Genomic DNA, 18816 nt, shown 5'->3' with positions numbered 1-18816 from the left:
AACGGCCATCGACGGCCGTTCTTTTTTATCTCTTAATTTCAACTTCTACACCAAAGTGATCAGATACAATAGGCTTGTTTGTACCGTTAAAGATGACGGCCGACGTTGCCACGGCCACTTCCTCACTTGATAAAATCAAGTCAATACGTAAATCCTGCTGATTTTGATCCCACCCAGCAATTTTACCTTTAACCGTAATTCCTCTATCTTTTTCTTCAGCTAGCTCATATGTGTCATAGACGTTCTGACTCATGAGGTAATCATAGCCTTCGTTTCGGATAAAAGCATTATTATTAAAGTCACCCATTAAGAAAAATGGTTTATCTTTTGGAACGTGAGCCAAAAGCGCATCGATTTGTTCTTTAAATGGTTCTTCATCATCGTTCCACCAGCCAAGATGACAAGAATAGAAAGAGATTTCCTGGTCGTTATGAGCAACCGTCGCTCCAACAATTCGACGTGTTTTCCAGAAATCCGTATCTTTGCTCTGTGAAATGAAGAAGGAATGACTTTCAATGAGAGGATGCTTCGTTAACACCGCAAGACCTTCTTCATAAATATCATATCCGATGTGAGCAAAATCCCAAATAAGAGAATAATCGTCTACTCCAAGCTTTTTTAGTTCCTCTATCAACACAAGCGCATAGTTGCCTTCTTTTACATTGTCATAGACAACAGGCTTTTCAATTAGCTGACTAACTTCTTGAAGAGCAATGACATCATATGCTTTTTCTTTAATTGTCTCAGCTAGAGATTGAATTTTCTCTAGCTGATTCTCTTCTTGCCATGAGTGACAATTGAGTGTTAAAAGTTTCATTTCATTACGCTCCTAACAAGTCCTGAATATCTGACTTTAGAACATCCGCTTTTGGACCGTAGATTGCTTGTACACCTTGGTCTTTTACAATTAAACCTAATGCACCGTTTTTCTTCCAATCTGCTTCACTTGCAACTGCTGAAGCATCTTTTACTGTTACACGTAAGCGAGTCATACACGCATCAACGTCTTGAATATTTTCGCTTCCACCTAATAAAGCAACAATAGTTGGAGCAAGTGAACCTTCTTTGACAGAGCTAGAACCTTCAGCTCCACCTTCGTCTTCAATGTAGTTACCGTTACGACCTGGAGTAGGGAAGTTGAACTTTTTAATCATAAAGTTTGCAACAGCAAAGTTTAATCCAAAGAACACAAGACAAGCGATAATAAAGTTGACGAAATCTAACCATAATCCAGCTTTTACGATCATTGGTGTACGAGTTAACAACTCAATCACACCGAACGCGTGAACGCGAATATCGACTAAATCAACCACTGCGAATGCTAAACCAGTCATTACTGCATAGACCACATATAATACTGGAGCAGCAAACATGAACATGAATTCAATTGGCTCTGTTACACCTGTTAAGAATACAGCTAATCCAGCTGAGAAGAACATTGATTTATATTTTGCACGCTTTTCTTTGTCTACATTACGGTACATAGCATACGCGATACCGATTAATGAAGCACAAGATAAAATCATTTGACCTACTTTAAAACGAGCAGGTGTTACATCGTTTAATAATTGGTTGTAGCTAGCCGTGTCACCAGCTGCTAGGAAGCTGTTTAAGTCTGCAATCCAAGCTAACCATAATGGATCTTGTCCAGCTACTGTTGAGCCTGCACCAGAACCTGTAAGGATTTGATATGTTCCACCAAGCTCTGTATAGTTCATCGGAACCGTTAACATATGATGTAAACCAAAAGGTAATAATAAACGCTCTAATGCACCGAAAATAAATGGCGCAATGATTGGCGCTGTGTTACGAGATGTTGCAATCCACTCACCAAAGCTATTTAGTAAGCCTTGGATGAACGGCCATACTAACGACATAATAATAGCGGTTACAATCGAGCCACCAATAACAACGAACGGAACGAAACGTTTACCGTTGAAGAATGAAAGAGCATCTGGTAATTTATCATAGTTGTAATACTTGTTAAATAAGTTAGCACCTAAGAAACCAGAGATAATCCCAACAAATACACCCATATTTAAAGCTGGTGCACCTAATACAGATGTAAAGTAATCAGTTACGACTAACTCTTGACCAAATAGTGATGTAACAGTTGCTTCAGAATCAGAAAGCATGCCGCTGTTTACACCGAAGATAGCACCTGTAATACGGTTAATTAAGATGAATGCGATAAGTGCTGCGAAAGCACCACCCGCACGTTCTTTCGCCCAAGAGCCCCCAATGGCTACTGCGAATAAAATATGAAGGTTTGTAATAACACCCCAACCGATGTCTTCCATCACTCGTGCAATCGTTTGCAATAATGCGATGTCTCCACCTGTCATGGCAACTAATTTACCAAGAGAGATCATAATCCCTGCTGCTGGCATAACTGCTACTACTACTAATAAGGCTTTTCCGAATTTTTGCCAAAAATCAAATGAAAAGAATTTTTTCATGATGTTAGCTCCCTCCCCTATGTATGGGTTTTCATTATTTTTAAAAAGAATCGTTTAATTAAGCGTCACTTAGGTGCAAAATGTTGTGCAACATAGTGCAACCGTTTGCATAGACCTATTGTAATAAAAGTGCTTACATAATGCAATAGAATTGTTTGCTATTTTACTATTTTTTTATTTTTTCTTTTTAGAGCGTAGGAGAAAAGCTGGATACTCGGCATCTTCATCAAAGCTTTTTAAAGAATGAGTATGCTACACTATACTTGATGAAAGTGGGGGAAACGCATGCAAGCAATTATTTTTGATTTAGATGGAGTGATTGCGGATACGGTTGACTTTTATTACTTAGCGAATAAACGGATAGCAGATGAAATAGGTGTTTCGTTTACACGAAAATGGAATCAGCAACTTCAAGGTATGAGTCGCCGGAAAACCATTGATGCTTTAGTAAGTAAAAGCAATCGTTTTTTTACAGATGAAGACAAACAGAAGCTTGGTGATAAGAAAAATGAATTTTATCAAGCGTCTATTCAACAGCTAACAAGCGCTGATGTTCTTCCTGGTATTTTACCTTTATTAAAACAGTTAAAGCAAGAAGGTATAAAAGTAGCAATTGCTTCTTCAAGTTCAAATGCAAAGCAAGTAGTGGATAAGCTAGGTCTTGCACCTTTCTTTGCGCATATTGTAGATGTTCAGAAAGTGAGACGAGGAAAGCCAGATCCAGAAATTTTCCTTGCAGCTGCTCAATACTTAGGTGTAGATCCAGCGCAATGTGTAGCAATTGAAGACGGTGAAGCCGGATTAAGAGCAATTTTACAAACGAACATGTTTTCAATCGGTGTTGGTACTCATGAAGAGATGGAAGCAGCTGATTGGCATGTGAAAAGTACAGAAGAGCTCCATTTAGAAGAAATAAGGAAGCGATTTAATGAGAGGAGAATAGGTAGATGAAAAAGTGGATGATGGGACTGATAATAGCCATTTTTATTGTTGGCTGTAGCAATGATGCGAGTAAAGAAGAGAACAATCAATCATCAGCAACACCGACTGGTGAAGTAAAAGAAGTCACTGTGGTTGGGAAAACAGGTAGTCAGCCTGAGGACTTCAAATTTGAACCAGAGGAACTGACGGTGAATGAAGGAGATACAGTCAAACTCACACTTAAAAGTGAAGAGGGTGCTCCTCATGGCCTTTGGATTCCAGGGCTTAATGTAAAGGCGGAGGACAATGAAACGACAGAATTTGTTGTAGCACAAAAAGGTGAGTATGAAGGTCAATGTAGTGTACTATGTGGAACAGGTCATGGCATGATGACATTTAAGGTCATTGTTGAATAAATGTAGCAGTTGTCTCCAAAGAGAGGAATGAATGTTCATACCTTTGAAGACGACTGTTTTTTTATGAAGTGAAAAGAGTATGTTTCGCATCAGTGATGATAAAGATAATAAACAATCTCTTATAGTTAGAAAGTAAACAAGCTTTTTACATAAAGCACATATAAGGTCAACTTTCATTGGTTACGATAAAATGGACAACAAGGACTCACATAAAAGGAAGGTGTCAAGCAACATGAAGTGTATTGCCATTGACATGGATGGAACATTGGTCAACAGTGAACAAGTGGTAAGTAAAGAAAATGCGGATGCGATTAGAGCGGCACAACAAGCAGGAATTGAAGTGGTCATTGCAACAGGGCGGTCCTATGAAGAAGCAAAGTATGTCCTTCAAGAAGCAGGGATTGATACACATATTATTTGTGTGAATGGATCTGAAGTTCGAAATCCTAAAGGGGACAGGCTTTCTTCAATCAGTCTTGATACGACTCATATTAAATCTGTGCAAGAAATCTTTCAGCATTATGATTTATATTTTGAAGTGTACACGAACAAAGGAACGTATTCGAATGATTACGATAAAGCGTTAGCCGTTGTCATGGATATTTACATGAGCGCAAGCTTAAAAAATGATTATGAAAAGCTACTAGAAGGAGCAAAAGAGCGTTTCGAAAAAGGAAATGTCACCCTTGTTGATACGTATGATGTTCTTTATGACGATCAGAACATCTCGATTTATAAACTTCTGGCTTTCTCTTTTGATGAAGAAAAATTAGAGAAAGCAAAGTCTGATTTAGCAACCTTTGAAGGAATTGCAGTTAGCTCTTCTGGTAAAGAAAACATTGAAGTCAACGATTTACGTGCACAAAAAGGAATGGCGCTTGCTGAGTTTGTAAAGGAGCGTAACATCGACCTTAAAGATACCGTAGCCATTGGTGATAATTACAACGATGTATCTATGTTTAAAAAAGCAGGAAAAGCCATTGCGATGGGGAATGCACCGGATGGCGTGAAAATTTATAGTGATGAAGTAACTGGAACGAATGATGAAGATGGTGTGGCTCAAGCAATTCTAGCCGTTCTTTCAAAGCAAATGGCATAAAAAAGAAGCGTCCTTTTTCAGACGCTTCTTTTTTATGCGTGTACTGCTTCTTTTTGACGACGGTAAGCACCATGATTTGTCGGACCCACGTATTGATTTAATGGGAACGAATGGCGAATTGCTTCTGTAATGAAGGCTTTAGCCGTTTGAATGGCTTCTTTTACGTCTTTTCCTTTTGCTAGTTCAGCTGTAATAGCAGCCGAATATGTGCAGCCTGCACCGTGTGTATACGTTGTTTCAATGCGATCAGATTCTAAAATCTCGAATGTTTGTCCATCGTATAGTAAATCAATTGCTTTTTCATGAGCTAATTTGTTTCCGCCTTTAATAAGGACGTATTTTGCCCCTGACTCATAAATTTTGACTGCCGCTTCTTTCATTTGCTCAATCGTTTTAATAGGACCTAATCCACTTAGTTGACCAGCTTCAAACAGGTTAGGTGTGACAACCGTTGCTTTTGGAACAAGAACATCACGTAAGCTCACCATTGTTTCAGGGTGTAACACTTCATCTTCACCTTTACAAATCATAACAGGGTCTACAACAATATTTGTTAAGTGATGGTCATCGATGGTTTTTGCAGCTAATTCAATGATTTCAACTGAGCCAAGCATCCCTGTTTTTAAAGCAGTTACGCCCACTCCTTGCACAATCGTTTTTAATTGCTGCTCAACTGTTTCAACAGCTTGTGGAAATACACCATGCGACCAGTTATTTTCAGGGTCCATCGTTACAATCGTTGTCAATGCGGTCATTCCGTATACACCTAACTCTTGGAACGTTTTTAAGTCAGCTTGAATACCAGCGCCACCACTGCTATCAGAGCCTGCAATTGTTAAAGCTTTGTGCATTGTCATCAAAAATCCCCCTCATCCTTCTATTCTTTATATAGAAGCTCAATTTATTTTCTCTATTATATCGCTAATTTCGCAATTTGTAAGGTCAACATGACACTGTCTCACTTTTACCGTTTTTTATAAACGCGTGGCACACGCTTTCCAATTAAACAAACGACTTCGTAATTAATCGTTCCCATTAATGAAGCCACTTCATCAACCGATTGAAAGGCATGATGATCGTACCCAAAAATGGTGACTTCCTCACCAACCTCTGCATGTTCAAGATTGGTTACATCAATCATTGTTTGATCCATGCACACTCGCCCAACAATTGGCACTTTGCTCTCTTTGGTCATCATATACCCTTTATTAGATAACAATCGTGATAATCCATCTGCATATCCTACTGGTAGAGTAGCAATCATGCTTGTGTGTTCTGGAACATACGTACATCCATAGCTAATGGGCTGTCCTGCTTCTACTTCTTTCACAAAAGCAATGGATGTTTTAAAGCTCATCGCCTGTTTTAACACAATAGAATGGTTTTTTAAACTCTCATCTGGATATAATCCGTATAATCCTATGCCAACTCGAACCATATCTAAATGCATCTCTTTAAAGTTCATTGTTCCTGCAGTATTGCAACAATGTTTTACTGGGATAATAATATCCTTCTCCTTTAAAAAGTCGACAATTGACGAAAAAACTGAAAATTGTTTTTTAGTATAATGAAAATCTGTACTATCCGCATGTGCAAAGTGTGTGAAAATTCCTTCAAGCTTTACTGAAGAAGATACGTGAATTTTTGCGGCTAATTCATAGGCTGCGTTAGGGGTTCTCACACCAACTCGAGACATGCCTGAATCAACTTTTAAATGGACATTAGCCACTTTTCCTTGTTTTTGTGAAGCCTCAATAATCGCATCGGCCACTTCATGATCAAAAACAGTAAGCGTTACATTTGCTTCAAGTGCTCTTTCAATCGCATGAGGAGCTGTATAACCAAGAATCAAAATAGGTGTATCAATGCCAGCTTCTCTTAATTCAATGGCTTCATCTAAAAGAGCGACTCCTAAATAGGTAGCGCCTCCGGCAATCGCCGCTTTTGCTGCTTCAATTGCACCGTGTCCATAGCCATCCGCTTTTACAACAGCCATTAGTTGTGTAGAAGGAGTCACATATGCTCGAAATTGTTCCATATTATACTGAATGGCGTTTACATCGATTTCTGCCCATGTATCGCGATAACTTGTCGTTTTCATGTCAACATCCCCTATAGTGTGTGTATGAAAAAGAGGCTGATCCACAAGTGCCCAGCTTCTCCATGTCTATATTGTACTTATATCCAACTAAGACACAATATATTTGTATGGAGGTGCTAGCCACTGTTTTGGATCAGCCTCTTCAAAGGTATAAATTAGATTGATGCTAATTCTTTTTCAAGTGCTTTTTCAACTGTTACATACTCATAACCAAGATCGCGTGCAACTGCTTCATAGGTTACAGCGCCGTTTGCTACGTTTACACCTAATTTAAGTGCTTCGTTTTGTGCGATCGCCGCATGAGCACCTTTGTTAGCGATTTGTAATGCGTATGGTACTGTTACGTTTGTTAAGGCAATTGTTGATGTTCTTGGAACTGCACCAGGCATGTTTGCAACTGCATAGTGAACAACACCGTGTTTTTCATATGTTGGGTTATCATGAGTTGTAATGTGATCAATTGTTTCCACGATACCACCTTGGTCAATTGCTACGTCCACAATAACAGAGCCTGGTTTCATTGCTTGAACCATTTCATCTGTTACTAATTTAGGAGCCTTTGCACCAGGAATTAGTACAGCGCCAATTAGAAGATCTGCTTCAGCAACTGCTTCAGCGATGTTCATTGGATTCGACATTAATGTTTTGATTTGGTTACCGAAAATATCGTCTAATTGACGTAAACGATCAGCACTTAAGTCGATGATTGTAACATCTGCGCCTAACCCAATCGCCATTTTCGCTGCGTTTGTTCCAACAACCCCACCACCAATGATGGTTACTTTACCACGGTTAACGCCTGGAACACCTGCAAGAAGAATTCCTTTACCACCATTTGATTTTTGTAAAAATTGAGCACCGATTTGAGCAGCCATACGACCTGCTACTTCGCTCATTGGTGTTAATAATGGCAATGTACGATTTACTGCAACTGTTTCGTAAGCGATTGCTGTTACACCTTTTTCAGTTAACGCTTGCGCTAAAGCTGGTTCTGCAGCTAAGTGTAAGTATGTGAAAAGGATAAGACCTGGACGAAAGTAATCGTACTCACTTGGTAGTGGCTCTTTTACTTTCATTACCATGTCAGCTTGTGCCCATACATCAGATGCAAGTTCAATGATTTCAGCACCTGCTAATTTGTAGTCTTCGTTTGTAAAACCGCTTCCCATTCCTGCATTTGTTTCTACTAATACACGATGGCCCGATCCGATAAATGAAGCAACTCCAGCTGGAGTAATTGCAACGCGGTTTTCATTATTTTTAATTTCTCTAGGTACACCAATAATCATGGTAAAAATCCTCCCTTTGAAAACGTTTAACGTTTTGTTGTACCTAAAGTATAAAAAAATTTTTTCTGTTTTTCATTGTTTAGAAAAGAGAATCGTTTTAATTGTTTTTGTGAAAAACCACAAAAGAAAGCGTTTACTTTTTTGTGTAAAATCTTTATTTGTCAGGTAAAATGACAAAAGACTTGAATGTAAGAGAAAAGCGTGGGTCATTTCTACCCACGCTCTGTATTAATTTGCTTTTAGCTTCATTAATTTTATATCGATGTAAAGAGTCATTTTTTGATTAGGATCTCGCAAATCAATGTCCCCAATTTCAGATATGCGCTTTAATCGATAACTTAATGTATTGGTATGAACATTAAGTTCTTTTGCAGCGTCGTTAATATTATGATCTTTGTTTAAGAAGACCTCTAGCGTTTCTACTAAGTTACTATTGTGGCGTTCGTCATAATCAACTAGCTTTTTTAAGGAATAGTTCTCAAACTGATCTAGTTTCCGCTTCTCTAAAATAACATCGAGTAATTGATAAATACCAAGCTCTTGATAACCGAGAATATGGGCTGTTTCATCAGGGAACGTCTTTTTTATTTTTAAAACGGTTAAGGATTCTTCGTAGCTTTTTTCAATTTGCTTGTATGTTGAATAAATACTACTAAAGCTTGCTTGAATCTGGTCAACCCCAAATCGTTCCTTCATTTTCTTTGTGAATGATTCAACGAACTGCTTCCGTTCTTCTGTTGGTTTCTCGATGCTATCTAGAGAAATGAGCAGGATTAAATCATTACAATCAATGGTGTATAAAACGAGCTTTAATCGTTGCATCGTCTTTAAAATATATGAAATTTGTCGCTCTGCTTCTGGTGTAATATCTTCTTGAAAGCGAAAAATGGCAATTGAGAAAGAAGAAGGAGGGGTAATATGGATATCATGAAACTTCTCTACAATCTCTTCATGAGACTTAATGTGTCCCGTTAAAAGTCGCCAGAAAAACTCTTGGAATCTTTCTTCTTTCTTATATTTTCTTACTTGAAGCTGTAAAAGTTTATTCTTTACGGCGTTTGCGGCTTGTTTTAATAGAGATAGCTCTTCTTCATTTAACGTTTTATCAATTTCAATAGCCCAAATAAACCCTAACACTTCATCGTTTTTCCAAATTGAAATAGCTACGCGATCTCCCAGTCCAATTTCATCGATGTTTTTTACACGAACGGGTTGATCCGTCTCTAATAGAGCTGGAATCGTTCCTTCTTTCCATAAGTTGTTGATTACTTTTTCAGGAACTCGACGACCGATAATGGTAGCAATACGGGCTTGGTCGGTACGCTCGTCGTGTGTACTGTATGCAATGAGTCGGTGATTGGAATCTTCAATTGTAATCGGACATTGTAAAACCTCACTAATACGATCTGCATACTCATCTAATGTATCTAAATTTCCTTTAAATGGGTCGATGTTCATAGCGCTCATTTTTAGCTCCTCTTTATCAAAATAATACATGTTGATTTATCATAAATCTTTTGGTACTCTGTTGACTATTGAAAAAAATCATTTTGTGAAAATAAACAAAAAGGGAACGTTCTTTTTTTATATTTTAACAAAAAAACTTGTTCACAAAAATGTTAATATTATACCAACGGGACTATTGAAGCGCTTACATTATGTGTAAGCGTTAACAAATAGGGGAGGAACTACAAATGGATTTACTAGACATCTTAGGTAAGATTAACGGGGTGTTATGGGGAACACCTAGCCTCATTTTATTATTTGGAACAGGGCTATTTTTAACCGTTATTTTACGAGGTTTACAGTTTAGAAAATTAATCTATGCATTTAAGTTAGGTTTTACAAGAGAAAAAGAAGAAGACGCAAAAGCTGAAGGAGACGTAAGTAACTTTAAAGCACTTATGACAGCACTTGCTGCTACTATTGGAAACGGTAATATTGCAGGGGTTGCAACAGCCATCACTGTAGGGGGTCCAGGAGCGATTTTCTGGATGTGGATAGTAGGTCTCTTAGGAATGGCGACAAAATATGCAGAAGCATTATTAGCAATGAAATTCCGTGTTAAAAATGATAAAGGTGAGTACTCAGGTGGTCCAATGTATTATGTTGAAAAAGGACTTGGACCAAAGTGGAAATTCTTAGCGTTAGCCTTTGCACTATTTGGGGCTTTTGCTGCGTTAGGAATTGGAAATAGTGTTCAATCAAATACAATTGCGAGTGTAATGGACAAAAGTTTTGGAATAGGTAACTTAACAACGGGTATTGTACTAGCTGTTTTAACAACATTAATTATTTTTGGTGGTATTCAACGTATTAGTACGGTAGCTGGTTTCTTCGTACCAATGATGGCGTTTTTATACATTGGTGGAGCGCTTGTCATTATTGCGCTAAATATCGATCAAGTTATACCAGCATTCTCATTAATCTTTGAATATGCGTTTAGTCCAATTGCTGCAACAGGTGGATTTATTGGAGTAGCAGTGACAGAAGCGATTCGAAGTGGTGTATCGCGTGGTATTTTCTCAAATGAAGCTGGTTTAGGTACAGCAGCTTTAATCGCAGGTAACGCACGTGCTGATCATCCAGTGAAGCAAGCGTTAGTAGCGATGACAGGTACATTTATCGTAACGATTATTGTTTGTACAATGACAGGTCTTGTTCTATTAATTACAGGGTTCTGGGATCCAACAGGTGGATTGCTGTCAGGTGTCACTCATGACCCAGGTTTAGATGGGGGAGCATTAACATCAGCAGCATTTGCTTCATCTTTAGGATTTGTTGGTGAATACATTGTCGCATTTTCAGTTATTTTCTTTGGATTCTCGACGATTGTTGGCTGGTATGTATATGGTGAGAAGTGCTTTGAATACTTATTTGGTACAAAGGTAACAAGCTTATATCGTGCAGTCTATGTATTTGCTTGTGGACTAGGTGCTGTCGCAAACTTAACGGTTGTATGGGCTTTTGCAGACATGGCAAACGCATTAATGATGATTCCAAACTTAGTTGCACTCATCTTACTCTATAAAGTGATTGTAAGTGAAACAAATGATTACTTTGACAATCACTACAAAATGACGGAAATGAAAAAAGCGAGTTAATAAGAAAGGGTGTCGGTTCCTACCGACACCCTTTTTTATTAGGCAACTTTTGAAGCAATAACAATCACTTTTCCACGATCTAGCTGCTCTTCGTATTGTTCCGCTTCTGGCTGTGACAATCCTAATGACGTCATTTTTGAACGCAGCTCATCACCGCGTGAACGGAAAATGTTTGACATTGAATCGAATAAGCCTTGTTCAGATACCCCAATATTGTTAACGTTAATTGCCTTTTCTAAATCCTCTGAACGTGTTTTGTCATGCGCTAATAGGTAAATTTCTTTCATTGTAAAACCACTACGTGCAAATTGCTCCACTACTTCTTTTGCTTGTACTCCATTTTCAACTACTTTTACGTTTACCATTTTCTAAAACCTCCTAATTATTTGATTTACTTTTACATGTACATTCAATTTCTTATGAGGTTGTAGCTACAACTTTGTATCTTGGTTACTATATAGCCCCTATTCCAAAAGATAAAACATCATTTTTAAAAAAAAGATGAAAAGGCGGTAGTCCATCTAAAAAACATAATTAAGAGATCATTGCTAGATAATACAAAAGAGAGCTTGTGATTTGCTTGAGATTGCATCTAACTTGAAAAAACCGCCTTTATTATGTTATTTTCAAGAAAGTATAAAAAGAAAGTGTAGGCGACTGAACAAGTTTGCGAAGTCCCATAACTCAAAGAAGGGAAGAAAGCATATGTCAAAACAACAAATCGGTGTAATTGGTTTAGCGGTAATGGGGAAAAACCTTGCTTTAAACATTGAAAGCCGAGGGTACTCAGTATCTGTTTACAATCGATCACCTGAAAAAACAGAAGAATTTTTAAAGAGTGAAGCAGAAGGTAAAAACTTTGTTGGTACATATAGCATTGAAGAGTTTGTTCAATCGTTAGAAACACCACGTAAAATTTTATTAATGGTAAAAGCCGGTGCACCTACAGATGCAACGATTGAGTCATTAAAGCCTCATTTAGATAAAGGTGATATTTTAATCGACGGTGGAAATACTCTTTTCTACGATACAATCCGCAGAAGTGAAGAGCTTGCTGAAGCAGGTTTGAACTTTATTGGAACAGGTGTATCAGGTGGGGAAGAAGGCGCGTTAAAAGGACCTTCTATTATGCCTGGAGGCCAAAAAGAAGCTTATGAGCTTGTAGAACCGATTTTAAAAGCTATTTCTGCAAAAGTAGATGGAGATGCTTGTTGTACATATATCGGGCCAAATGGCGCTGGTCACTATGTGAAAATGGTTCATAATGGAATTGAATATGGAGATATGCAATTAATCTCTGAAGCGTATTTCATCATGAAGCACGTATTAGGATTAAATGCACAAGAATTACATGAAGTCTTCTCAGAGTGGAACAAAGGTGAGCTAGATAGCTACTTAATTGAAATTACGGCTGATATTTTCACTAAAATAGACGAAGAAACAGGGAAACCACTTGTTGATGTCATTTTAGATACAGCTGGACAAAAAGGCACAGGTAAGTGGACAAGTCAAAGTGCATTAGACTTAGGAGTACCACTTCCAATCATTACAGAGTCTGTATTTGCTCGCTTTATTTCAGCAATGAAGGAAGAACGTGTCAAAGCAAGTAAAGTACTAAGTGGACCTGAAGTAGGTTCATTTGATGGAGATAAAAAAGAAGCAATCGAAGCAATTCGTAAAGCACTATATATGAGTAAAATTTGTTCATATGCACAAGGATTTGCTCAAATGAAAGCAGCTTCTGACGAATATGATTGGAACTTACGTTATGGTGACATCGCGATGATCTTCCGTGGTGGTTGCATCATTCGTGCTCAATTCTTACAAAAAATTAAGGAAGCATACGATCGTGATGCAAACTTAACAAACTTATTATTAGATGAATACTTTAAAGATATTGTTGAAAACTACCAATCAGCATTACGTGAAGTGATTTCACTTGCAGTAAAACGCGGAATTCCTGTACCTAGCTTCTCAAGTGCATTAGCATATTATGATAGCTATCGTACAGAAACGCTACCAGCAAATCTGTTACAAGCGCAACGTGATTATTTTGGTGCTCACACTTATCAACGTGTTGATAAAGAGGGCGTATTCCATACAGAGTGGTTAAAATAATAAAGAAAAGAGGAGGATGATTCCCTCCTCTTTTTTATTTACTTAATCCATTTTACGACATCATTCATATCTTGACGTACTTTTGGACGTGGATTGTGAACGCGGTAACCGAATGCAGCCATGACTGCTACTTTAAAGTTTCCACCTTCTAGAACGCCTGCTTTTTCTAAAATATCGTGCACTTTTTCTTGATTAAACCCTTCAATTGGACAAGAATCAATGCCAATTTGAGCGGCAGCTGTCATCATATTCCCTAGCGCAATGTATACTTGCCTTGCAGCCCAGTCAAACATCGCACGGTCATTTCCAAGAAGCTTGAAGTCTGATTCTAAAAATGTTTTATAGAAACCGCTAATGGCGTCGTATGCTTCTTCTGGTAGCTGTTTTACATCTTTCATCATATGCTCAATGTAATCAGAATTGTATACCATGTCCTCTGCTGTACGTGCAAGCATCACAACATAGTGACTGGCAGTTGGTAGCTGCTTTTGCGCTCCCCATGAAACTGGCTGTAATTGTTCACGAAGCTCTGGGTTTTGGATAACGACAAAGCGCCAAGGCTCAAACCCAAATGAGCTTGGAGATAGTCGTGCAGTCTCTAAAATAAATTCAAAATCTTCGTCAGAAATTTTCTTCTCTGGATCAAATTCCTTTGTCGCATGTCTAAATTGATAGGCCTCTAAGATTTCTTGCTTTTTTGCTTCTTTATTCATGTTTATCTCTCCTTTGATGTAGTGTTCTATAAAATGAAAGATTGTTTTTTTGTTTCTACACGTTATATTATAAAAGTAACCATAAAAAATAAAAGTACGCACATTTTTGTGTTATAGTATCATTTTTTATACTAAAGGAGAGTGTTGAGATGGCAGCTAAAATTGATCTTTCTAATTGGGAAACTCATGGATATTCATGCCCTGTTGAAGCAACTCTTGATATTATTGGTGGAAAGTGGAAAAGTGTGATTCTTTATCATTTAATCGATCAAACATTGCGTTTTAATGAGCTCAAACGACTTGTTCCTGGTATTACTCAGCGCATGCTGACGTTGCAGCTACGTGAACTAGAAAGAGACGGAATTATTCATCGTGAAATATATAAAGAAGTCCCACCGAAAGTAGAATATTGGTTAACAGATTTTGGCCAAACTCTTACACCTATTATCCAACTCATGTTGAAGTGGGGAGTTGAAAACACCGATAAAATTATTCAGCATCGAGAACAGACTGAAGCAGAATAGTAAAAAAAGAAAGCTTTCAATGCTTTCTTTTTTTGTTTATTATGTCTCAAAAGCGCAACGTGATTACTTTTTTGTTTATGCAAAATGGACCGTCACCTAAAACTCTTGGTATGACGGTCCATTTTATGAGACATCCTCTTTATTAATCTTCTAACGTATGGTTCTTGCTAATATTCCACCAGTGGAATCCATCTTTCGCTAGTAATGCATCCGACTCTTTTGGTCCCATAGAACCAGATTCGTAGTTCGGGAAGTTGTCGGCTTTTTTGTCTGCCCACGCTTGAGAAATTGTATCAACAAACTCCCAAGATAGAGATACTTCATCCCAATGAGTAAAGTTTGTTGCATCACCGCGCATGCAATCGTAAATTAAACGCTCGTATGCTTCAGGTGTATTCATTTTGTCACCACAATTATTGCAGTAATCTAATTTAATTGGTGTAGAAGTAGCAGCGCTATCTGCTTTTCGAGCGTTAAGGTGTAATGTAATACCTTCATCCGGTTGAATATGAATAACAAGTAAGTTTGGATGAATGTTTTTACCTTTATTAAAATAAAGATTCATTGGTAAATCTTTAAATTGAACGACAATCTCAGTTGATTTTTCCTTCATTCGCTTACCTGTACGAATATAAATTGGTACACCAGCCCATCTAAAGTTATCAATCATTAGCTTACCTGAAACAAACGTTTCTGTGTTTGAATCTGGGTCAACAGATTGCTCTTCATTATATGCTTGTACCTCTTGCTCTTCAACGATGCCTTTTCCATACTGTCCGCGTACGAAGTAGTCATCAACTTCTGTTACATCCATTTTTCGTAATGCACGTAACACTTTTACTTTCTCACTGCGAATCTCTTCTGGTGTTAGCTTGATTGGCGGTTCCATCGCTAGAAGAGCCACCATTTGAAGCATATGGTTTTGGACCATATCGCGTAATGCGCCAGAAGATTCATAGTAACGTCCGCGGTCTTCAACGCCGAGTGTCTCACTCGATGTAATTTGAATGTTAGAAATGTATTGGTTGTTCCACATTGGTTCAAATAGTGCATTAGCAAAACGAATAACTTCAATGTTTTGAACCATTTCTTTTCCTAAATAATGGTCGATACGATAAATTTGATCTTCATTGAAAGCTTGGCGAATTTGCTCATTTAGCTGCTTAGCAGACGGGTGGTTATGGCCAAAAGGCTTCTCGATTACTAGTCGGCTCCAACCCTCTGTTGATGTTAGTCCTTCATCTTTTAAGTTAGACGCAATTGTTCCGAAAAACTCAGGAGCCATCGCTAAATAAAAGATGCGGTTACCAGGTACATTATATTGTTTGTCTAGATCGCTAAGTAAATGATTCAATTGTTGATACGATGCGACATCTGTCACATCAAATGGTTGATAGTAAAAATGAGAAGCGAACTTTTCGACATCAGCATTTTCGCTTTGTAACTTTTCAACGGACTTCTTAACGTTGCTACGAAGTTCATCGTTTGTCCACGGTCGTCTCGCTACACCTACTACCGCAAAATCTTCTGATAGCTTATTTTCTTTATATAAGCGGAAAATAGAAGGAAATAGTTTGCGTTTTGCTAAATCACCGGTAGCTCCAAAGATTACAATAATGGATTTCGGTTGTGTATTTGTCATCACTTACAGGACCTCACTTTGTTGTAAATACGTTTACTCGTCATTATGTACATGTTATGTGTTGCCATTTAGCAACACAGTTAAAAGTTTTAACGTAACTATTAGACGTTTTGTTGTTATTATTCCATGTTTTTGCTCACTTTAAAAGCATTTTGTTTGATATTGTAAGACACATAACCAATGTTAGTGTTAACTAAAGGATGAGATTCATCCTAAGAAACGAATAAAAAAGGAGTTCCTTTTCGGTGATAGCGGCCTTTTGCTATCTTAAAAAAGGAATCTCCTACTAATATATAGATAGATGTATGCGTTTGTTGTTGCTTTCACTCGTAACGTCCTTTACTTATAATTTGATAAATAGCCAATCTGCTCAACACCATTTAAAGATGGATAATCAGAATCAAAATGAATATAAACAGGGCATTGCTCTAAAAAGGGATGGGCCTTAAAAAACGCTGAGTCACCGTGGTACATCGCTTTTAGTGCAATCGGAATTTGTTTTAAGAACGTTTCATAGCGTTTACGAGCTAACGAAATAGTTGTTTCTTTACCAATATAGCAATACATATAAAAGAAGTAATGATGACGGTGAAACTTAAAAGATGCAAGGAGCTCATCACGAGACTGCTTCATTTGATCATAAGCATATTCTAAGCCTACAATCATTGAAATTGTTGATGTATTGACAATAGGAAGAAAAGTGTACTTTCTTGGAATAATTGGTTGTGTTGGTGTAGCACCTAGTTGGTATTTGATATCAACTTTGTCGGGATTTAATATAAGCATGGTAATCCCTCCTTGAATTGAAAATCTTCTCTTTATCATTTTATACAAATACAAGAAGAACATGACAAGGAGATGTAGGGAGGTGAGTTTATAAAGCGTAAGTAGGGTATTCTAGCTATATAGACGTCACATAATTTACATAGTTAAACGAAATGGAAAGGTGTGAGCAGATGTCTGTTTTAAAGAATGATTGGGCGCTGTTACTTGAAGATCAATTCCAAGAGCCTTATTACGTACAATTACGAGAATTTCTTGTCAATGAGTATAATAATCAAACAATCTATCCTGATAAATATGATATTTTTAACGCATTACATTTAACGAGTTATGAACATGTAAAAGTGGTCATTCTCGGTCAAGATCCTTATCATGGTCCGGGGCAAGCGCATGGGTTGAGCTTTTCGGTAAAGCCCGGTGTGAAAACTCCACCATCTCTTGTGAATATTTACAAAGAGTTACAAGCTGAATTGGATTGTGACATTCCAAACAATGGCTATTTAGTGAAGTGGGCTGAACAGGGAGTACTGCTGTTAAATACGGTATTAACGGTACGTCGAAGCAATCCGAATTCTCATAAAGGAAAGGGATGGGAGCAGTTTACAAACCGTGTTATTGAGTTAGTGGCTGAGAAAGAAGAACCTGTTGTCTTTATGCTGTGGGGGAGACATGCACAGGAAAAAAAAGCATTGATTCAAAAAAGTCATCATTTGATCCTTGAGAGCCCGCATCCTAGCCCGTTTTCAGCCAATCGAGGGTTTTTTGGAAATGATCACTTTGCAAAAGCCAATCAATTTTTAGAGGAAAACGGAAGAGCTCCAATTGATTGGCAAATTGACAACATTGAATGATAGCTTGTCTTTTTAACTTTTGTTAAAATGATGAAGAGATGAAAAGGTGCTGAATTAACTAAGAGGTGACAAATAATATGGATATTACGATAGCTCGTTTGCTTGATAAGATGAGTGAAGAAGTTAGTAAAGCAAAGCAAAAGGCTCATTCTTCATCACAAACTCAAGTTCGCGATCAGCTTATTGCCATTAAAACATTATGTGAACTAGCTCTTGATCAACAAAAAGGGAATGTACAACAGCCTACGAGTACTCCCTCGCCGCAAGTTGTTCCATATATGCAGCAACCGCAAATCATTCAAGCTGGTCCTTCTTCTCAAGAGGAGAAAAAGTACATATCTGAGGATGCAAATGGTGATAGTCTTTTTGATTTTTAAGCAAAGGGTAGGGGAAGGATAACATGAAAATTTTTCTGATTTTAGGAGCCATTAATGCAGTTTTAGCAGTGGCATTAGGAGCATTTGGTGCGCACGGTTTAGAGGGGAAGATTTCCGCTAAGTATTTAGAGGTTTGGAAAACAGGCGTTCTTTATCACATGTTTCATGCATTTGGTCTATTCATTGTGGCATTTTTAGCAGGACGCTTTCCAGAATCTTCATTGATTCAAGCGTCAGGCTGGGTTATGTTGATTGGCATTCTTTTATTTTCAGGAAGCCTATATGTATTAAGTACATCTGGTATTAAAATTTTAGGAGCGGTTACACCGTTTGGTGGAGTCGCATTTATCGTTGCGTGGATTTTAATCATCATTGCAGCAGTAAAATGGTTGTAAAAAGCACAAAAAGCCCTGCATGTT

The 18816-nt window shown here is 37.8% G+C and carries 19 protein-coding genes; 9 read left to right on the top strand and 10 right to left on the bottom strand.

Features of this window, described 5'->3' with window-relative positions:
- Positions 1-25: 25 nt before the first annotated feature.
- A complete protein-coding gene (locus tag JOC83_RS14705; RefSeq protein WP_205188141.1) occupies positions 26-817 on the bottom strand; it encodes an endonuclease/exonuclease/phosphatase family protein in 792 nt (263 codons plus the stop codon).
- A 4-nt stretch (positions 818-821) separates the two neighbouring features.
- On the bottom strand, positions 822-2459 hold the full coding sequence (locus tag JOC83_RS14700; RefSeq protein WP_205188140.1) for a PTS transporter subunit IIBC: 1638 nt from the start codon (positions 2457-2459) through the stop codon (positions 822-824).
- 285 nt (positions 2460-2744) lie between these two features.
- On the opposite strand from JOC83_RS14700, the gene pgmB reads away from it, so the two are divergent.
- From pgmB to JOC83_RS14685, 3 genes are all read left to right on the top strand, one after another.
- Complete coding sequence (gene pgmB / locus JOC83_RS14695; RefSeq protein ID WP_205188139.1) at positions 2745-3410, top strand: beta-phosphoglucomutase; 666 nt, start codon at positions 2745-2747, stop codon at positions 3408-3410.
- Positions 3407-3796, top strand: coding sequence for a cupredoxin domain-containing protein (locus tag JOC83_RS14690; protein WP_205188138.1), 390 nt, complete (start codon positions 3407-3409; stop codon positions 3794-3796). Before pgmB ends, JOC83_RS14690 begins: the two co-directional genes overlap by 4 nt.
- A gap of 232 nt (positions 3797-4028) precedes the next feature.
- Positions 4029-4895 carry a Cof-type HAD-IIB family hydrolase gene (locus JOC83_RS14685; RefSeq protein ID WP_205188137.1) on the top strand — a complete coding sequence of 289 codons (867 nt, stop codon included), beginning with the start codon at positions 4029-4031 and terminating at the stop codon, positions 4893-4895.
- Between the two features lie 32 nt (positions 4896-4927).
- Here the strand turns inward: JOC83_RS14685 and pdxK are convergent, their stop codons facing one another.
- The 4 genes from pdxK to JOC83_RS14665 form a co-directional block, all read right to left on the bottom strand.
- A complete protein-coding gene (gene pdxK, locus JOC83_RS14680) occupies positions 4928-5752 on the bottom strand; it encodes a pyridoxine/pyridoxal/pyridoxamine kinase (RefSeq protein WP_205188136.1) in 825 nt (274 codons plus the stop codon).
- Between the two features lie 107 nt (positions 5753-5859).
- Positions 5860-6996 carry an alanine racemase gene (alr, locus tag JOC83_RS14675; protein ID WP_205188135.1) on the bottom strand — a complete coding sequence of 379 codons (1137 nt, stop codon included), beginning with the start codon at positions 6994-6996 and terminating at the stop codon, positions 5860-5862.
- A 155-nt stretch (positions 6997-7151) separates the two neighbouring features.
- Positions 7152-8285 carry an alanine dehydrogenase gene (gene ald / locus JOC83_RS14670; protein WP_205188134.1) on the bottom strand — a complete coding sequence of 378 codons (1134 nt, stop codon included), beginning with the start codon at positions 8283-8285 and terminating at the stop codon, positions 7152-7154.
- A 228-nt stretch (positions 8286-8513) separates the two neighbouring features.
- Entirely contained in the window at positions 8514-9743 is a 1230-nt protein-coding gene (locus tag JOC83_RS14665; protein WP_275580442.1) for a PucR family transcriptional regulator, read from the bottom strand.
- Positions 9744-9979: 236 nt separating this feature from the next.
- Between JOC83_RS14665 and JOC83_RS14660 the strand changes: the two genes are divergently transcribed.
- Complete coding sequence (locus JOC83_RS14660) at positions 9980-11389, top strand: alanine/glycine:cation symporter family protein (protein WP_205188132.1); 1410 nt, start codon at positions 9980-9982, stop codon at positions 11387-11389.
- Positions 11390-11427: 38 nt separating this feature from the next.
- Here the strand turns inward: JOC83_RS14660 and JOC83_RS14655 are convergent, their stop codons facing one another.
- Positions 11428-11754, bottom strand: coding sequence for a YflT domain-containing protein (locus tag JOC83_RS14655; protein WP_205188131.1), 327 nt, complete (start codon positions 11752-11754; stop codon positions 11428-11430).
- A 340-nt stretch (positions 11755-12094) separates the two neighbouring features.
- Here JOC83_RS14655 and gndA point away from each other — a divergent pair, with 340 nt between their 5' ends.
- Complete coding sequence (gndA, locus tag JOC83_RS14650) at positions 12095-13507, top strand: NADP-dependent phosphogluconate dehydrogenase (protein WP_205188130.1); 1413 nt, start codon at positions 12095-12097, stop codon at positions 13505-13507.
- A gap of 38 nt (positions 13508-13545) precedes the next feature.
- Here gndA and JOC83_RS14645 read toward each other — a convergent pair whose 3' ends face one another.
- On the bottom strand, positions 13546-14220 hold the full coding sequence (locus JOC83_RS14645; RefSeq protein ID WP_205188129.1) for an NAD(P)H-dependent oxidoreductase: 675 nt from the start codon (positions 14218-14220) through the stop codon (positions 13546-13548).
- A 149-nt stretch (positions 14221-14369) separates the two neighbouring features.
- On the opposite strand from JOC83_RS14645, the gene JOC83_RS14640 reads away from it, so the two are divergent.
- Complete coding sequence (locus tag JOC83_RS14640; RefSeq protein WP_205188128.1) at positions 14370-14744, top strand: winged helix-turn-helix transcriptional regulator; 375 nt, start codon at positions 14370-14372, stop codon at positions 14742-14744.
- Positions 14745-14886: 142 nt separating this feature from the next.
- Here JOC83_RS14640 and zwf read toward each other — a convergent pair whose 3' ends face one another.
- Positions 14887-16386, bottom strand: coding sequence for a glucose-6-phosphate dehydrogenase (zwf, locus tag JOC83_RS14635; RefSeq protein ID WP_205188239.1), 1500 nt, complete (start codon positions 16384-16386; stop codon positions 14887-14889).
- Positions 16387-16725: 339 nt separating this feature from the next.
- Positions 16726-17172, bottom strand: coding sequence for a staygreen family protein (locus JOC83_RS14630; RefSeq protein WP_205188127.1), 447 nt, complete (start codon positions 17170-17172; stop codon positions 16726-16728).
- Between the two features lie 170 nt (positions 17173-17342).
- On the opposite strand from JOC83_RS14630, the gene JOC83_RS14625 reads away from it, so the two are divergent.
- The 3 genes from JOC83_RS14625 (at position 17343) to JOC83_RS14615 (ending at position 18792) form a co-directional block, all read left to right on the top strand.
- Positions 17343-18020 carry a uracil-DNA glycosylase gene (locus JOC83_RS14625; protein WP_205188126.1) on the top strand — a complete coding sequence of 226 codons (678 nt, stop codon included), beginning with the start codon at positions 17343-17345 and terminating at the stop codon, positions 18018-18020.
- 77 nt (positions 18021-18097) lie between these two features.
- Complete coding sequence (locus JOC83_RS14620; RefSeq protein ID WP_205188125.1) at positions 18098-18397, top strand: YwdI family protein; 300 nt, start codon at positions 18098-18100, stop codon at positions 18395-18397.
- Between the two features lie 23 nt (positions 18398-18420).
- Complete coding sequence (locus tag JOC83_RS14615) at positions 18421-18792, top strand: DUF423 domain-containing protein (protein ID WP_205188124.1); 372 nt, start codon at positions 18421-18423, stop codon at positions 18790-18792.
- Positions 18793-18816 lie beyond the last annotated feature (24 nt).

It is taken from the genome of Priestia iocasae (assembly GCF_016909075.1).
Taxonomy (GTDB): Bacteria; Bacillota; Bacilli; order Bacillales; family Bacillaceae_H; genus Priestia; species Priestia iocasae.
Note: the sequence above shows the minus strand (reverse complement) of the source record. Positions and strands in the feature narration are given on the sequence as shown.

Excerpts from the sequence above, each read along its gene's own strand:
- JOC83_RS14620 (WP_205188125.1), top strand. The coding sequence starts at position 18,098 with ATGGATATTACGATAGCTCGTTTGCTTGATAAGATGAGTGAAGAAGTT.
- JOC83_RS14645 (WP_205188129.1), bottom strand. The coding sequence starts at position 14,220 with ATGAATAAAGAAGCAAAAAAGCAAGAAATCTTAGAGGCCTATCAATTT.
- JOC83_RS14615 (WP_205188124.1), top strand. The coding sequence starts at position 18,421 with ATGAAAATTTTTCTGATTTTAGGAGCCATTAATGCAGTTTTAGCAGTG.
- gndA (WP_205188130.1), top strand. The coding sequence starts at position 12,095 with ATGTCAAAACAACAAATCGGTGTAATTGGTTTAGCGGTAATGGGGAAA.
- JOC83_RS14630 (WP_205188127.1), bottom strand. The coding sequence starts at position 17,172 with ATGCTTATATTAAATCCCGACAAAGTTGATATCAAATACCAACTAGGT.
- JOC83_RS14665 (WP_275580442.1), bottom strand. The coding sequence starts at position 9,743 with ATGAACATCGACCCATTTAAAGGAAATTTAGATACATTAGATGAGTAT.
- JOC83_RS14640 (WP_205188128.1), top strand. The coding sequence starts at position 14,370 with ATGGCAGCTAAAATTGATCTTTCTAATTGGGAAACTCATGGATATTCA.
- JOC83_RS14690 (WP_205188138.1), top strand. The coding sequence starts at position 3,407 with ATGAAAAAGTGGATGATGGGACTGATAATAGCCATTTTTATTGTTGGC.
- ald (WP_205188134.1), bottom strand. The coding sequence starts at position 8,285 with ATGATTATTGGTGTACCTAGAGAAATTAAAAATAATGAAAACCGCGTT.
- JOC83_RS14685 (WP_205188137.1), top strand. The coding sequence starts at position 4,029 with ATGAAGTGTATTGCCATTGACATGGATGGAACATTGGTCAACAGTGAA.
- alr (WP_205188135.1), bottom strand. The coding sequence starts at position 6,996 with ATGAAAACGACAAGTTATCGCGATACATGGGCAGAAATCGATGTAAAC.
- JOC83_RS14700 (WP_205188140.1), bottom strand. The coding sequence starts at position 2,459 with ATGAAAAAATTCTTTTCATTTGATTTTTGGCAAAAATTCGGAAAAGCC.
- JOC83_RS14655 (WP_205188131.1), bottom strand. The coding sequence starts at position 11,754 with ATGGTAAACGTAAAAGTAGTTGAAAATGGAGTACAAGCAAAAGAAGTA.
- pgmB (WP_205188139.1), top strand. The coding sequence starts at position 2,745 with ATGCAAGCAATTATTTTTGATTTAGATGGAGTGATTGCGGATACGGTT.
- pdxK (WP_205188136.1), bottom strand. The coding sequence starts at position 5,752 with ATGACAATGCACAAAGCTTTAACAATTGCAGGCTCTGATAGCAGTGGT.
- zwf (WP_205188239.1), bottom strand. The coding sequence starts at position 16,386 with ATGACAAATACACAACCGAAATCCATTATTGTAATCTTTGGAGCTACC.
- JOC83_RS14660 (WP_205188132.1), top strand. The coding sequence starts at position 9,980 with ATGGATTTACTAGACATCTTAGGTAAGATTAACGGGGTGTTATGGGGA.
- JOC83_RS14705 (WP_205188141.1), bottom strand. The coding sequence starts at position 817 with ATGAAACTTTTAACACTCAATTGTCACTCATGGCAAGAAGAGAATCAG.
- JOC83_RS14625 (WP_205188126.1), top strand. The coding sequence starts at position 17,343 with ATGTCTGTTTTAAAGAATGATTGGGCGCTGTTACTTGAAGATCAATTC.